The organism is Flammeovirga pectinis (assembly GCF_003970675.1).
Lineage (GTDB): Bacteria > Bacteroidota > Bacteroidia > Cytophagales > Flammeovirgaceae > Flammeovirga > Flammeovirga pectinis.
In genome coordinates this window covers 4151392-4166844 of the sequence record NZ_CP034562.1, presented here as the reverse complement: position 1 = coordinate 4166844, position 15453 = coordinate 4151392, and the positions used below count along the sequence as shown (strand labels likewise).

General features: G+C 33.0%; 15 protein-coding genes. 3 read left to right on the top strand and 12 right to left on the bottom strand.

What is annotated here, in order from left to right:
• Positions 1–173: 173 nt before the first annotated feature.
• Positions 174–383, bottom strand: coding sequence for a phage integrase N-terminal SAM-like domain-containing protein (locus tag EI427_RS16720; protein ID WP_126616878.1), 210 nt, complete (start codon positions 381–383; stop codon positions 174–176).
• A gap of 378 nt (positions 384–761) precedes the next feature.
• Between EI427_RS16720 and EI427_RS16715 the strand changes: the two genes are divergently transcribed.
• Together EI427_RS16715 and EI427_RS16710 are read left to right on the top strand one after the other, a co-directional pair.
• Positions 762–1121 carry a hypothetical protein gene (locus EI427_RS16715; protein ID WP_126616876.1) on the top strand — a complete coding sequence of 120 codons (360 nt, stop codon included), beginning with the start codon at positions 762–764 and terminating at the stop codon, positions 1119–1121.
• A gap of 323 nt (positions 1122–1444) precedes the next feature.
• Entirely contained in the window at positions 1445–2125 is a 681-nt protein-coding gene (locus EI427_RS16710) for a hypothetical protein (protein WP_126616874.1), read from the top strand.
• 278 nt (positions 2126–2403) lie between these two features.
• Here the strand turns inward: EI427_RS16710 and hchA are convergent, their stop codons facing one another.
• The 3 genes from hchA to EI427_RS16695 all read right to left on the bottom strand — a co-directional run bounded on the left by hchA (position 2404) and on the right by EI427_RS16695 (position 4552).
• Positions 2404–3258, bottom strand: a complete 855-nt coding sequence (gene hchA / locus EI427_RS16705) for a glyoxalase III HchA (protein WP_126616872.1) — start codon at positions 3256–3258, stop codon at positions 2404–2406.
• A gap of 75 nt (positions 3259–3333) precedes the next feature.
• Positions 3334–3909: a Crp/Fnr family transcriptional regulator gene (locus tag EI427_RS16700; protein ID WP_170178514.1), complete on the bottom strand. Its 576-nt coding sequence runs from the start codon at positions 3907–3909 to the stop codon at positions 3334–3336.
• A gap of 112 nt (positions 3910–4021) precedes the next feature.
• Positions 4022–4552 (bottom strand): AAA family ATPase, encoded by a 531-nt coding sequence (locus EI427_RS16695; protein ID WP_126616868.1) that lies wholly within the window; start codon positions 4550–4552, stop codon positions 4022–4024.
• A gap of 144 nt (positions 4553–4696) precedes the next feature.
• Between EI427_RS16695 and EI427_RS16690 the strand changes: the two genes are divergently transcribed.
• Positions 4697–5155 carry an RNA methyltransferase gene (locus EI427_RS16690; RefSeq protein WP_126616866.1) on the top strand — a complete coding sequence of 153 codons (459 nt, stop codon included), beginning with the start codon at positions 4697–4699 and terminating at the stop codon, positions 5153–5155.
• Positions 5156–5207: 52 nt separating this feature from the next.
• On the opposite strand, the gene EI427_RS16685 is transcribed toward EI427_RS16690, so the two are convergent.
• The 8 genes from EI427_RS16685 to EI427_RS16650 all read right to left on the bottom strand — a co-directional run bounded on the left by EI427_RS16685 (position 5208) and on the right by EI427_RS16650 (position 14698).
• Positions 5208–5633, bottom strand: a complete 426-nt coding sequence (locus tag EI427_RS16685; RefSeq protein WP_126616864.1) for a DUF2177 family protein — start codon at positions 5631–5633, stop codon at positions 5208–5210.
• Positions 5634–5813: 180 nt separating this feature from the next.
• A complete protein-coding gene (locus EI427_RS16680) occupies positions 5814–6533 on the bottom strand; it encodes a 3-ketoacyl-ACP reductase (RefSeq protein ID WP_126616862.1) in 720 nt (239 codons plus the stop codon).
• A 63-nt stretch (positions 6534–6596) separates the two neighbouring features.
• The gene (locus tag EI427_RS16675) at positions 6597–8123 is read right to left on the bottom strand and encodes a Dabb family protein (RefSeq protein ID WP_126616860.1); all 1527 of its coding nucleotides are present in this window, start codon (positions 8121–8123) and stop codon (positions 6597–6599) included.
• Between the two features lie 18 nt (positions 8124–8141).
• Positions 8142–8633, bottom strand: a complete 492-nt coding sequence (locus EI427_RS16670) for a GlcG/HbpS family heme-binding protein (protein ID WP_126616858.1) — start codon at positions 8631–8633, stop codon at positions 8142–8144.
• A gap of 137 nt (positions 8634–8770) precedes the next feature.
• Positions 8771–9349 (bottom strand): Crp/Fnr family transcriptional regulator, encoded by a 579-nt coding sequence (locus EI427_RS16665; protein WP_126616856.1) that lies wholly within the window; start codon positions 9347–9349, stop codon positions 8771–8773.
• Between the two features lie 170 nt (positions 9350–9519).
• Positions 9520–10944, bottom strand: coding sequence for a sulfatase (locus tag EI427_RS16660; RefSeq protein WP_170178513.1), 1425 nt, complete (start codon positions 10942–10944; stop codon positions 9520–9522).
• Between the two features lie 31 nt (positions 10945–10975).
• Positions 10976–13132, bottom strand: a complete 2157-nt coding sequence (locus tag EI427_RS16655; protein ID WP_126616852.1) for a PKD domain-containing protein — start codon at positions 13130–13132, stop codon at positions 10976–10978.
• A 216-nt stretch (positions 13133–13348) separates the two neighbouring features.
• Positions 13349–14698 (bottom strand): family 16 glycosylhydrolase, encoded by a 1350-nt coding sequence (locus tag EI427_RS16650; RefSeq protein WP_126616850.1) that lies wholly within the window; start codon positions 14696–14698, stop codon positions 13349–13351.
• Positions 14699–15453 lie beyond the last annotated feature (755 nt).

The following is a 15453-nucleotide window of genomic DNA, read 5'->3' as shown; positions in this document are numbered from 1 at the left end:
GAAGGTTAGATTCCCCAACTTAATGAGAAATTAGTATTTTCATCAAGTTTGGGGTGTATGCCTCTGGGCTTACTTTCATAAGCAAAAAAATGAAGTAAAAATGTATTACTTTAAAGTATTTCCTGTTACATTTTGCTGATTTGGTGGAGCTCTTTGAGAAGCAAATCGAGGCATTATAACCATCTCTCTTTTACCACAACAAGTACATAAGTGTTTTGTTTTTCTTTGAGAAGAAGCAGATAATCATTAATTTGATCGTCGGAAAGTTCAAGTGGAATCTTTTTAAAATACAATGAAATACTAGCGATAGTACGGATGTAGTTTTGAAAAGTAGAAGAAGATTTTCCACTGAGTGTCATGTTTTGATACACTTGATCAAACATGTTTTTGAGATCAGGAACAACACGTTTCGCTTTTTCGACTATTGTCTCTTTTTTTTCATCTTAGCAAACTATAATTTAAAAATTCAATTAAGTTCTAAAGGTAAGAGATTGTGGGCTTTAGCTAGCGGAGCTTTTGTTCAACAATTGCTCAAATGTAATGGCGGGTGAGTTGGTAAATGAAAAGTTAATTCAAAAAATGAGCCTTTGGGAAGGTTGAAAAATTGGTGATCTTAAATCCGCTACTTTTCTTATACTAACCGTTGGCAATAATTAGAGTCTACTAAACTTTAACTTGAATAGGAAAGCCAAAGTAAAAATTAAATTTGAAACAGCTATTCAAATTATATGTGGAAAATTAGAATTTATTACTAATCTATCATGAAGTATTCAATACCCATAAAACGAAAATTAAAAAATGAAGAGTATAAATTATTAGAATATCTTTTTAAAAAGGAAAAAAAAGATTTTTTGGATATTTTACCTGAAATAGTAGTCATTGGAAGATGTGGATGTGGTAAATGTCCAACTATTCAATTTGGTTTAAATTATGAATCAGATCTAATACATGGTAAAAATATAATAGATTATTATGGTTTGAGTAAAAATGGTAATCTAATTGGAGTTTCTATTTTAGGAAATGAATACCAACCGTCAGAACTAGAATTTTGGTCAATAGATGGAGTTGAAGAAATAACTGAAATTCCGGATATTACAACGCTTAAACCAATGGATAATTAATCTAAAACAAATCTACAATAAAATAAACAAGCCCTAGTTGGATAAAGGCGATGTTTGCTTGAAAAGCTTTCCTTGTAGGAGGAATTAAGATCAGTTATTTATTTAGAAGATAAATTTATTGAAGACTTATTTACCTTGTAAGGGTAAGGAAATGTGGGCTTTAGCTATTGTGGTTTTTGTTCAACACCAGCTGTAATTCATTGTGTTTTTGTGTGCCACATCAAAATAAAAGTATTAATCAAAGGTTGATTGCTATGCGGAATTATCCGCAGGATTATTCTACATCGAAATCATAGCCGAGACATTGTGCCCAAGCTAAAAAAATGAGAAAGAGCTTAATAATATCAATTCTGGCAACTACAGGACTTGTTTCTTGTGGACAAGGAGATACATCAACGTCAGTTAAAGTTACAAAGGAATTAGAAAAATCTAAGACTGTGATGAGTGTTGAAAGTCAGACAAGAGCAGATGTATCTAATCAAAAAAATGTTGACACAAAATACGTTTACTCTGATCCTAGTGGTCACAACTTAATAATCGAAAACAGCTATCCAAGAGGTGGACTAAAATATACTGATCCTTTTGGAGAAGAATATGTTTATGCTGTTTTTTGGACTCGAATAACCAATGAAACGAATAACCCTTTTGAATTTAGGATGGGATTTTCTGAAGATTCATATGAGCTAAAATCTACTCCAGACAGATCATTTAAACTATTTATTCCCTCCGACACAATAACACCTGAGAAAGAAGCTCTTGTTAATTATGGCCTTGATTTAGAAAAATATTTAGATTATAACTTTCGTAAGCAAGCTGATTTAGTGAGAACGATTAACCCAAAGGATTCTAGCGGTTTTTATGTTGTAATACTTTTTAATCAAGGAGTAAATGGAACATTAAGAACGGGGCTTAACATAAAGGAGGGAAAACTTATTTATCGAATCAATGATAAAGAAATTACATGTGGTAATATAAATTTGAAGCAATTAGAACTAAAGAAGTAAAAAACAGCACACAATAATTAGGGCTTAGATTGGCTTGAAAGGCCAAAATTTAAGCCCTAGTTGAACAAAGGCGTTGTTTGCTTGAAATACATTTCCTATAGGAGGAATTAAGATCAGTTTTTTATTTAGAAGGTAAATTTATTGAAGACTTATTTATCTTGTAAGGGTAAGGAAATGTGGGCTTTAGTTAACGTAACTTTTGTTTACCAGTGTATTAATAGCAAAAGCGGTTAGAGTACTACTCCAACCGCTTTTACCTATTATTATAGTAGAAGATTCTAATTCAATGCTTCTAATAAAGTATTTGCTGCTAGTTTTCCTAATTCATTAGAGGCAAGAGGACTTGCTCCAGTAATAAGTTTTCTATCAAGACAAACAGTTTTATCAGATTTGGTATTAACAAGAGTAGCTCCCAAGCTTTTTAATTTCTCGCTTAAACCAAACGGCATCTGTCCGGGAAGATAACCAATCATTGGTGTTTGTTTATCTACTGAATCTGGAAAAACAGCCATTTTATAACCTTCATAAAGAAAAGGCTGATTGTTTAAGGTTGTTGCTAAAAAAGAACCCGGTCCATGACATAAACTGATTGTAAATAAATCATTTTGATGCGCCCAATTTAAGACTTTACTAACGTTTTCATCCTCAGGTATTCCAAGCATAGAACCATGGCCACCTGGAACAAAAACAGCGGCATAAGAAGCAACTTGATCAAATGAATTTTCAACAAAATCACCTAATTTTTTTGGTTGCTCAAAACTAGTAGTAAACTCATTATAGAATGCTTTTACCTTTTCGTCTTTTTCTGGGAATGCCCACATCTCAAAGATAACAGGTTTACCATTTGGCGTTGCTATTTCAAAATCGAATCCAGCATTTTTTAAATGCATCATTGGTAACAAGGCTTCAATCGGATGATTACCGGTAGAAAACAACTTGCCATTTTTCATTTTTAAGTTTTTCTGTTCGGTAAAAATGACTAAGATTTTTGACTTCTTACCTTGGTATTTTGTGTAAGTAATATTTTCGAAATCAGATTTATCTACTGTGCCTAATTTTAAAGCAAGTTTTGAAGGACTGTATGAGCCATCGGCTTCTAGTTGAGGAGCTATTCCAAGTAATTTTTTAAGCATATTTTTTATCTTTTGAGATGATTGGCTAAATATAAAGCATAGATATTACATAAAAATTACCCTATGGTAAAAACGCTACTTTTGGACTTTTTCTGCCCTAATTCTGCTTAAACTTTGTTGGGTAATTCCTAAATAAGATGCAATATAATAATTAGGTGTAAAGTGTTCTATATCTGGGTATTGTAATAAAAATAGGTTGTATCTTTCGGCTGCAGTTAATTGTAACTGATTTAGTATTCGTTTATGCAAACTTACCACATGTCGTTCTAAATTTCTTCGTTGAAAAGCTTCAAATTCAGGAAAGAGAGCATAGATGCCATCAAGGTCTTTGGTTTTAAATTCTAAACAAGTAGCCTCTTTAATACATTCTACCGTAAGGGTAGCAAGCTCGTTATTATATATGGCAATAAAATCACTTATCCACCAATCTTTAACGGCAAATTGTAGGGTGTGCTCTTTCCCATTTTTATCAATACAATATGCTCTTAAACAACCATCAATTACAAAATAGGTATGTTTCACAACCTGTCCTTGATGAATAAGAATATCACCTTTAAGAACAGTCTTTTTCTTTATAATCGAATACAGATATTTCTCTGCTTCTGCACTTAAAGAAATACTGTTTTTTATTTTTTCAATTAACTCTTCCAACGATAAAATCTTTTGGTGATTGGTTTTAATGAGGTCATTATTTTTGAATTATCTAATTTAATTAATTCTGTTTATAGGGAATCATTTTACTCGATAATTGATAGGGTAACTTCTAAAAATTATTCTCTAAGTGTAAGTCTATTAGTGTAATTAATTCTTTAAAAGCAGTAGCTATTGACTTCTTTGAAGTATCAATTATTAGTCGGTCATCTTGCCAAGGAGAGTATTCTCTTTCTTGAATGTAAGTCCAAGTGGGTAGCTTTAAGTTTTCGATTTCAGATTTTCTTGTTTGTACACGGCTTTTATGTTCCTCTTTATCAGCACAAATTACTTCAATATTTACAGCGATAGCATTATTAGATACAGCTACAGCTTCCCATTCTTTTCTAGTTAGGTGTATAGGGTTGCAAGAATCAGCAATTACATTTAGTCCAATTTGTAGATTATCAGTTGCTATTTTGTAAGAAAGTCTATAGCCTTCGCCTTCAATTTTACAATGTAGTAAATCTCTTAAACCTTGCTCTATTGTGTCTATTCTTAAATAAACTGCATTATAGTGCTGAGCTATTAATTTTGAAAGAGTAGATTTTCCGGTTGCAGGTAAACCCGAAAGTATAAATAGGATTGATTTCTTTTTTTCCATTTAAGCAATTGTGTAGGTTATTTATGCTGAGGTAATTTATGAAATTAATTATTGAGGGGTGGCCATTATAATAGACTAATGTAAATATTCTCAAACCTAAAATTAATTCCAAAATTTCTAAGTGGTTCTGATTAACTTGCAAGAATGAATTCGAATTTTAAAAATGAATACTTTGGAATTGGTATCCAAAATGGAAAAACTCCAGAAAACTTGGGCGTATTGTGGCGTTCTGCACAAAATTTAGGAGCAAGTTATATTTTTACAATAGGTAATAGGTATGCAAAACAGGCTTGTGATACGCATAATGCTGTAAAATCTATTCCGTATTATCATTACGATACTTTTGATGATTTTCTTAAAAATATACCTGTTGGAACACGTATAGTAGGGGTAGAACTTTCTGATGAATCTGAGGATTTAGAAACTTTTCATCACCCAAGAAGGTGTGTTTATCTATTAGGGGCAGAAGATCATGGACTTTCTAACCAAGCAATGGAAAAAAGTCATTTTTTAGTGAAATTCAATTCGCCACTAAGTTTAAATGTTTCTGTTGCGGGTAGTATAGTTATGTATGATAGGCAACTGAATAAACCTAGGTCTTAAAATAGTTACAACTACCCAATTTAAATGGGTAGTAATTATACTATTTCAAAACTTATTGCTCTTCCTTTCTTATCAACCACCAAGTTGTTACTACAGAGGCAATAGGAGCAAAGAGCACTCCTTCCATTGTAACTTCAATTACTAACGCTAAAGGGTAGTTAGCCAAAGACCATCCGTTTGGTAGAGCTAGAGTACCATAAGCTGTAACACCAAGCAATAACCCTTTTAGTGCTGCCGACTTTATATCTTTTGCTTTTACGGCAGGTTCTACAACAAGTTTCACAATTGCAGTAGTCATAAGTGCAAACCAAATTAAGATGAGTAGTGGGTTTTGTATATCTGTTACAAATATTTCTCTTATACCGGCTTGTTCTTGTATGTTCTGGCTAAAGTTCATTCCAAATACAAACTGATACGTTACATCTACAACAAAGTAAACAACAAATACACTCAAGTATTTTAAAATAGTAGTTTTCATAGGAATGGGTGCTTAATGGGTGTTTTTAATGAATAGTTATAGAATTTAAGGAAAAAATTTGAATCGAAGAAAAACCCTTTACGGAGAATTGTTGTTTTTTTGACTAAAGTAACTAAAAAGGATTAGACACATGGCCTAATCCTTTACTATTGTACAACTATAAACTGGGTAAAGATTACCCTATGGATTTGTAGACCATAAAGCTGCCCCTTTAAGCATTGCTCTTCTTGGTAATTTTAAACCTGCTAAAATTAACTCGGCAAAATCTTCTGGTTGTAAAACGCTATCTTGAGAATTTTTATTGGCAATACCTAACTCGATAGTCATATCAGATTCTATAGTACTAGGTGTTAAAGTACACACTCTAATATTGTTCTTTCTTACTTCTTTCATTAAAGATTCTGACATACCGATAACTGCAAATTTAGATGCGGAGTATGCCGAAATATTGGCATTCCCATTCACTCCAGCAGTAGAAGATATATTAATAATATCACCTTCGTTTTTATTGATAAGGTGAGGTAAAACCTCTTTGGTTACATAATACATACCCATAACGTTGGTTTGTATAATCTGACTCCATTGGCTTACTTCCATCTCCATAAAAGAGCCGAATGCAGCTATACCTGCATTATTTACTAAAATATCTACAGTACCAAGTGCATCAATACAAGTTTTGATACCACCTTTTACTTCCTCGTAATTGCCAACGTCAAATACAGAATAAATGGCTTTAACGCCATAAGAAGATAATTCGGATACGGTTTCTTTTAAGGCATTTTCATTTCTGCCCGTTATGGCAATGTCAATTCCTTCTTTAGCAAACGCAATTGCAGTTGCTTTCCCTAAACCTCTGCTACCACCTGTTATAATGGCTTTTTTTCCTGTTAAGTTTATCATTTTTATTAATTTTTACTGTGAGTATATAAATGGAAATTTAAATAATTTTTTGTTGAAAGCCTGTTATTCTGTAGTCCAATAGTCCATGACTAAAATATCGTCTAGTAGAGGGGCTATTTTAGGAATTAATGCTAGGTGATCTTTATGGAAAAGATAGATTTCCCGTCCATCTGATGCGTTAAATGTTAATGTAAAACAATAGTGAAAGCCTTTACTGTGCCCTTCTGTACTATCGTTTAATCCCCATTCCATTTTAGCAATTGATGGGATTTTATTTTTTAAGTTTTCAAAAACGGCCAAAGCTTCATCGATCTCTTTTTGGGAGCTACTTTCCTTAAATTTTAGGTTTACAATGTGCCTTAAAACCTTTCCTTCTCTCTCTTTATTTTCCGGAGCAACTTTGTAGGCAACTACCTTCTTTAGATCGAACCTGTTAGACCCTGCCACTAAAAAGTGTTGGTTATTAATAGTAAGTGCATTTAATCCATAGTAAATAGAGAAACCCGTTTCTAAATAATTTAACGGTTGGAGTTGTCCATCTTCTGTTAATTTACAGAGCTGTATACTTGCATCGTCCCTAGTACCTATTGCTATAATTGCTTCTTTATTTTTCACCTCAATAATTTCAATTCTTGTTTGCCCTTGCAGTAGGGTGTTTTTATTGTCTTTTAGTGTAGAATGCGGTACCAATGCACCATTTTTATCTACCTTAAAAACACTTACAGCATCACCATGATACACAAAATCTGTCTTCTTAATAAAGCCTCCTCTCTTATAATATTTATGGTGTCTGTGACCAACAATTACATAATAATTACTACCTAATTGCACTCCATTTACAGGGTAAGCACCTGTTAAATATCTATCAGTATCGTTATCACTAATGTTATTGATGTTCTTAAAATGGCCATTTTCAGCTATCTTAAAACTACTTACACCGTTATCTTGAAAGCCACTTGTATACAAAAATGTTTTTCCATTTATTCTATGTGTAAACATGCCAATAATACCATCAGTGTATATTTTATTGGTGTCTTTTATAGATTGTACATGTGTTAGAGTGCCATTACCCAGAATTCTAAAGCAACTTAAGCCTGGTGTTTCTTCTAAACCTCCTACAAACAAATAGGTAGATTTTTTCATGTGTACAACTTCCAAAGTTATTGCCGTACCTAAATGTGTTTGGGGCGTATCTTCTGTAATACTCACACGCGTTAGTGCACCATTTTCTAAAATTTTAAAAGTCTCTATGGCATTACCGTGTTTATTGGCTACAAATAAGAAATCCGTTCCACCAATATTATCAGCTACCATTCCTCTAGCAGGTCCTTTTTGCTTGTAAAGTTCGTGGTTACTTACGGCTGTTAATTTGCCCTCTTTAGAAATTGTATATACATCAATATTACCAAAGCCACCAGCGTATACGTACTGTATTCCTTGTTTTTTATAACTGGTAACTGTAACGGTATTATTGGCTGTTATATCTTTAAAATCTGTTCTATAAAGTTGAGGTAAACGTTCTGTTTGTGCCCAAGAAATAGAGGATGCTAGCAATAATGTTGTGAGTAGTAGATAGAAGTTGCGTATCATTATTTTACTTTTTATAGGTTAGTTTAGTAGAGATTTTGCACCTGCAAGTGCAATGCTTTTGTCTTGTTCAATTGTTCCGCCACTTACGCCAATTGCTCCTATAATTTTGCCGTTTTTATTTTTAATAGGAACTCCTCCAGGAAATGTAATTAAGCCACCATTAGAATGTTCTATATTATATATAATTCCACCAGGTTGCGTAAGTTCTCCTAATTTTCCTGTATCAATATTAAAATACCTAGCTGTTTTTGCTTTTTTAATCGCCACATCTATACTCCCTAAATAAGAGTCATCCATACGGATAAATGCTTTTAAATTAGCACCTGCATCCACGATAGCAATATTCACTAATACGTCAGAAAGTTCAGCATGCTTTTTCGATGCTAAAATCATTTTTAAAGCATCATCATGCGTAAGTACAGGTGTAATTTGTGCTTGTGTTGTTGTATTTAATAGCGATGTGAATAGAAATGCAATGACACAAATTTTTAGTGTGTTAAGTAAGTTCATAATTCTGTATTAGTTATAAGAGTAAGTGCAATAGTAGTAAGCAATTGGTATAGTGCTTTAACCATTACAAACACAAAGTTTGTCAAACAAAAACGGAATTCAGTTGAACTAGTTCAACACTAGACAAAAAGCGGCAATTATTTTTTTAGCTGTTTCTTTAATTTACTGAGAAACTCATGTGTAATACCAAGATAACTAGCAATTTGTCGGTCTGTTAGTTTAGAGGATATATCTGGGTAGGTAATAAGAAATTTCTGATAACGCTCCTTGGCTGTAAGGCAATGACTGTTTATTAAACGCCCTTGCCAAGATACAAGTGCTTTTTGAGACATTATCCTGAATAATTTTTCTACAATTGGAAGGGAGTCATATAAAGCAAGTTTATCGGTTCTATTAATAACAAGAACGGTACTGTCTTCAAGTGCTTGAATACTTAGGTTAGAAGGAGTACGGTTCATAAAACTATCTATATCCATTAACCACCAATCACTAATTGCAAAATAGAGCGTATTGTCATCGCCTTTTTTATCATAATTAAAAACTCTAAAGCACCCGTCTATAACAAACCCTTCGAATTTACAGACCTCACCTTGTTCTAAAATAAATTCTTTTTTCTTAAAAGATTTAAGGTGAAAACTCTTGCAGAATTCTTCTTGTTCTTCATCAGAAAATGGAGTGTGTTTATTGATGTTCTGTATTAATAGATTGTTTATCATCCGTAAAAAATAATTGTATTTCTTAAACAAGGTAATATATTCTATTGTATAAGCAGAACTATTGATCTATAAAAAAAGTAGTGTAGCCATTAACAGGTTACACTACTCCACACTAGTTATAAATAGCACACACTTTTCCTCCCATTTAAAGGAGAATCCACTATTATTCTTTATGATTTTTTCTTTCTAAATACAGCAGGATCTAGCCAACGGTAATAATCAAATTCATGTTCTCTAAAACGATCATAATTGGGGTTTTCTGTTGGCATTAATCCTCCAAAACTATCTCTCCAATTTTTTAAATCATTGTATAATTCTTTTGCTTTTTCAGGACGCTGCTTTACAAGGTTTACGGTTTCTCCAATATCATCAGCAAGGTCATAAAGCTCTATTTCTCCAGTAAGGTAATTTTCAATTAATTTGTAATCTCCTTTTCTAATAGCTCCTTTCGGGTTTCGAGTCCACATATTTGTAGGGAAATGCCAATACAGAGCATCTCTATCTAACGTTGCTGTTTCCTGTTTTAATAATGGCACTAAACTGATGCCATCTACTTTTTGAGCAGGTGTTTTGGTTTTACCAATGTCAATAAATGTAGAGAAAAGATCGTAGCTATGTACGGGTGTATCACTTACAGTATTTTCTGCCACTTCTCCTGGCCATTTAACAATCAAAGGCACTCTTAATCCACCTTCGTAAAGTGTACCTTTTTGATCTCTTAGTGGTAACATAGTTGTTGCCATTGGTGTAGGTTCTGCCAAGTACATATCGCCATCCATTCCACCATTATCAGAATAATATACAACTACCGTATTTTTGTCTAAACCTAGTTCTTTAAGTTCATCTAATAATAAACCAGTAGACTCGTCTGCCATTTCTACCATAGCGGCATAAGTGGGGTGGATATTAGAAATACCAGTTTTTCTTAATCTAGCATTATACTTATCTATAAGCTCAGTTCTGGCATATAAAGGAGCATGTACTGCATGGTGAGATACACATAAAAAGAAAGGTTCTTCTTTATGGTCACGAATAAACTGTATGCCTTCAGCAGTAATTTCTCCGAGTTCGTGCATCTCATTTTCTTCAATATATTTTACAAGCGTAGGGTCTGTAATGTTCTTATTGATTTTTGCAAAACCAACATCTTGTGGTTTACCCCCTGCATGCCATTTACCTACTATTCCACACGTATACCCTTGTGCATTTAAAAGTTCTGCATACGAGTCTACATCTGCAGCTAATTTAGTTGCCATTTTAGGCGATTTTAGTTTCGCATACGGACGATCGCTTACGCCTAACACTTCCCAAATACCATGACGAATAGGGTTTTGTCCAGAAACTAAACTTGCTCTTGTAGGCGAACAAACCGGTGAAGCATACGCTTGTGTAAAACGCATTCCTTCTTTTGCTAATTGGTCTGTAACTGGAGTTTGTATAAATTCACCTCCATAAACGCCAAGGTCTTTCCAACCCAAATCATCAATTAATACAAAAAGTATATTTGGTTGCTTACTCTTTTTTTGTGCTTCTATTGGTGCAGTAAAGAAAGCAAGACAACCAATAATTAATAGAGGTCTGAGTAGTTTATTCATGTTAGATTTTCTCATTATTCTAAGGATTATTTTATAGAATGATCAGCTTTTTAGTGATGATGATAGCTTTATTTTCTAATCTGATAAAGTAAACACCTTTTCTTAGTTGGGTATTTACATTTACCAATGCAGCATTTAATTTTTTCTGGTATAAAATTTTTCCATTTTGATCAATTACACTCATTTTGATATCCGTATGCCAATTCTCTATTTCTACAGAAAAATTGCCATTTGATGGGTTTGGATAAATGTTCACTTTCCTATCCAAGATAGGTGTAATTGAAGTAGGAAGTGTTGGTTCGTTTTCTGCTATCACAGTAATCAATTTAGAAGTAGACGCAGATCCTATGGTATTATTTACTGTTAATTTAACCATGTATGTACCTTCTTTATTATAACTGTGTGATGGGTTTTGAGAAGTAGCTTCATTGTCATCGCCAAATTCCCATTTCCAAGATGAAACGTCTCCGATAGATGTATCTTTAAAAGTGATGGCTTCTTCTACAAAAACAGTATCGTGTGCTGTAGTAAAATTTGCTATCAGCTGTTCTTCAATTGTATTGTTTTCCGTAATTGTAATCATCTTTGATGTAGATGATGTTCCTCCATTGTTTTTTACAATTAAAGTAACTGTATATGTACCTGCCTCTTGGTAAGTGTGTATAGGATGCTGTTTGGTAGAATAATTTTCATCTCCAAAATCCCATTCCCAAGCAGCTACAGTACCTTCAGATTCGTCTTTAAATTGTACAATACCTTCTTCTGTGGAAATTTCCATCATAAAGTTGGCAATTGGTGCTACTGCTTCTACAAAGAGCGGTAATGTTTCTCTTAATTCTATTTGGTCTAAAAGTATTTCTTTAGCATTTGAGCCGACATTAGCGTTGGTAAAGAAAATCTTAATTTTAGATGTGTTTTCTTCAGTCGTGAATTGTAAACTTTTTCTGTTCCAAAAATTTCTAAAGTATTTTATCTCAACTTTGTCACCATTTTCTTTTTCAATACCCAACCAAGCATTGTCCCATTTATCTTGTCCATTTGTATTTGGTGCTAATGAGAATGCAGACAGTATATATACTGTATTAGGTTTTACAGTAATTTCTTGAGATAGGGTAGTAGCTTTTCCATTTTCGAACTTAACATGTTTTGTTCCATTATAACTCTCTTCTGAATTGGATACTACTGCTAGGTCATTTTCAGTGACAGTCCAATTTTCTAAATCATCTTCAAAACTTGGGTTGGTTACTAAGTTGTCTTCAAGATCACAACCTTGGTAAAGCATTGGTGTTTTCTTTTGCCAAACCCTAACATAATCAACAATAAACTGACACCTTTCGTCTTTTAATTCTTCTTCTGTAGGAATCCCTTTCCACGGAAAAACTTCATTGTCTACCCAAACTTTTTGAGACCCATACATTACCCAATTTTCTTCACCAATTTCTGCTTTGGTTACACATCGAATCATTTTATCATCTACAAAGATTTTAATATAGTCTTCGCCCCATTCAGCAGCCCATATATGGTAATCTTCTGCAACTTTATAATCTAAGCGGTGTTGGTTGTCCCAACAAGTTAAACCATAATCTGGACGGTTACTGGGTAAACGCCAATCATGGAAGGAGGTGTGGTATAAATATTCAACATCGGGATCTTTAGTACTACTACCAATATGTTCAAAAACATCTAATTCGCCAGAATTTCTACCATTATCTCCACTATCAGTGTTGGTGTCTCCTGTAGACCAAAAAGCACTAGAAATAGGAGCATCAGCTACTTTACAGCGAATTTCCATATAACCGTATTGGAACGTTTTTTTAGAAATTATAGCACCTGTAGTGATGTTTTCATAGATTTCACCATTTTTAGGTTCATCTAGAAAATCAAAATCTGGCTCCCATCGAGTAGTAATATACAGCAACCCATCTTCTACCTTTACAGCATGAGGAACAAATTGAGAAGGTCTTCTACCTTTAAAATTATTAGCATAGAATGTACCTCCATTATGTGCCTGACCTTGTAACCACCATTTGTTAAGGTCTAGAGTAGATGTATTAAATTCATCACTAACATCTGCCTTTAAAAACCAATCTCCTGTATTTTCAGGATCGGTATGTGGATAGATATCTTGAGCGATGGACTTTATATCCGTTATAAGAAGTAGAGAAAGTAGTAATAGTGTTGTTTTCATTTCATTTTAGTATTAAAAAATATGCTAAAGTGTTAAGTTTGTGTTAGTAGTAAGAGTAATTTTAAAGGGGTGAAAAGAAGAGACTGAAATTAATCAGAATAAGTGAATAAGAAGGAAGCACCCCTAAAAGTAGGGAGGTATTGTACACCCGACTTTTCTACCTATTCAATATCAGTCTCTACAGAATTATCACAACCTATTCAAAATTAAAATATATTATTTACCGTCCACGGTCTTATTTTCGTTGATGGTTTCTATCAATTCAAAATGATCTACATGAACTTCTTTTTTCTGCCATTTATTTGTGAAATAGATATATGTTTTATTCGCATTAGCTCCCGTTGTAAAGAGAATACTCTGTCTATTCCACTCATTACTAAAGTATTTAATTATTGGTTGTTGTCCCGTTCCAAAAGCCTTAACACCTAACCAACCATTTTGCCAAACATCTTTCATATTCGTAAAAGGTGAACGTGCATACGCAGACAAAATGTAAGTAGTATGTGGTTTTAATGCTATTACTTTAGAAACAGTAGCTTCTTTTCCTGCACTTAATTTTACATACTTTTTACCATCAATAATATCTTTTTTTGCTTGAACGACCTTTACTTTACCCAATACATTCCAATCATCTAATCCGTTTTCAAAACTGCCATTAGGAATTATATTTTCTGTAGCTTGGCAACCAATATCTGTAGTACCCTCCTTTTGCCAAACACGTACATAATCAATCTCAAATTTTAAACCCTCTTTAGGAAAGTCTTCTTTCTTAGGTGTAGCTTTCCAAGGGAAAACCTCATTATCTACCCATACCTTTTGTTCGTTATTCATTACCCAATTTTCTTCGCCCATTTCATCTTTAGTAATGCAGCGTACAAGTTGACCATCAACGTATATTTTAAGAAAATCTTCTCCCCATTCACACCCATAAACATGGTAGTCTTCTGCAAGACGTTTTGGAAGTTGAACTTTGTTTTCCCAACTCGTTTTTCCATACAAAGGATCTTTAGTATCTAAGCCCCAATTATGGAAAGAAGTATGGTAAAGTTGTTCTACCTTTTTATCTTTTGGGTATTTACCAAATATTTCAAAAAGGTCTAATTCACCTCCTTTTCCTGTAAACCAAAAAGCACTAGAAAGTGGTCCATCTGCTGGCTTACATTTTATTTCCATGTAGCCATTTTTAAACTTCTTTTTTGTAATTACAGCACCTGTAGTAATGTTTTCAAAGTATAAACCTTTGTGTTTTCCTTTTATAAAATCATAACTAGGCTCCCAACGAGTAGTAATAACCAATTTTCCGTTGGCAACACTTACCGCATGAGGAACAAATTGCGAAGGAGCACGCCCTTTAAAGTTGTTTTCGTAATTATCATTTTCACCTTGTACAATCCATTTGTCTTTGTCTATAGAAGTACCTTGAAACTCATCACTTACAGCATTATTCAATACCCAACCTTGTTTATTGGCAGGGTCAGAAAAAGGTGTTTGTGCCTTAGTGTCAATAGTTAAAAGTGATAATATAGATAGTGCGCTTGCTGATATTATGTTTGTAATTCTTTTCATTTCCGTCTCTCAATTAAAATAAAAAAGTGATCTAAAAAAATAGGGTAGATCTTGTGTGAAATTGTAAATGCAATAACCGTTTTTCTATTTAGTATGATGTTTTTTTGCGTAAATAAAACTGTTCGTAAAGTAAAGTATTTCTTTTTGTCGGGTGTATTTATTTATTGAGATTTAATACCTGTAAACATCAATTATTAAGTATAAAACTACGTTGTACATTGGACTTAGAAATACATTTATGTTGCCTTAGTAGAGAGGAAAGCAAATAGTCCTTATTTCCCACATAAAATTCTAATTCATCAATAGAAATATTTAAGAGAGGTATGGAAATCAATTTACATTTAGAAACATCTTATTCACTCATAATCACCCTATAATTAGACTACAGCAATACATTTGGAGATGTTAAGTGTTAATTAAACATTCAATAAAACATCAGAATGTCAATTTAAAATTTATTGCCAATGGTATAGATATATATTAAATGCGGCTAACTAAAAATAAGCTGTAGTCAGTAGATAATATGGAGTTTCTCCAACCACTTTTTTAAAGAGACAAGTAGATCGACACCTACTGGAGAACTACAAATTAGCTACTGATTCTTTTTTTAATATTGAAAAGGTCTCTTCTGAACTGAGATAAGAATATAGTAATTAAGAATACACTATCGCACTAACTTTTTGATATACAAATAACAAATTAAAGCAAAAAATGAATTGTACTCTTTCTACAAAAAGAGGAAACAACAAACATTA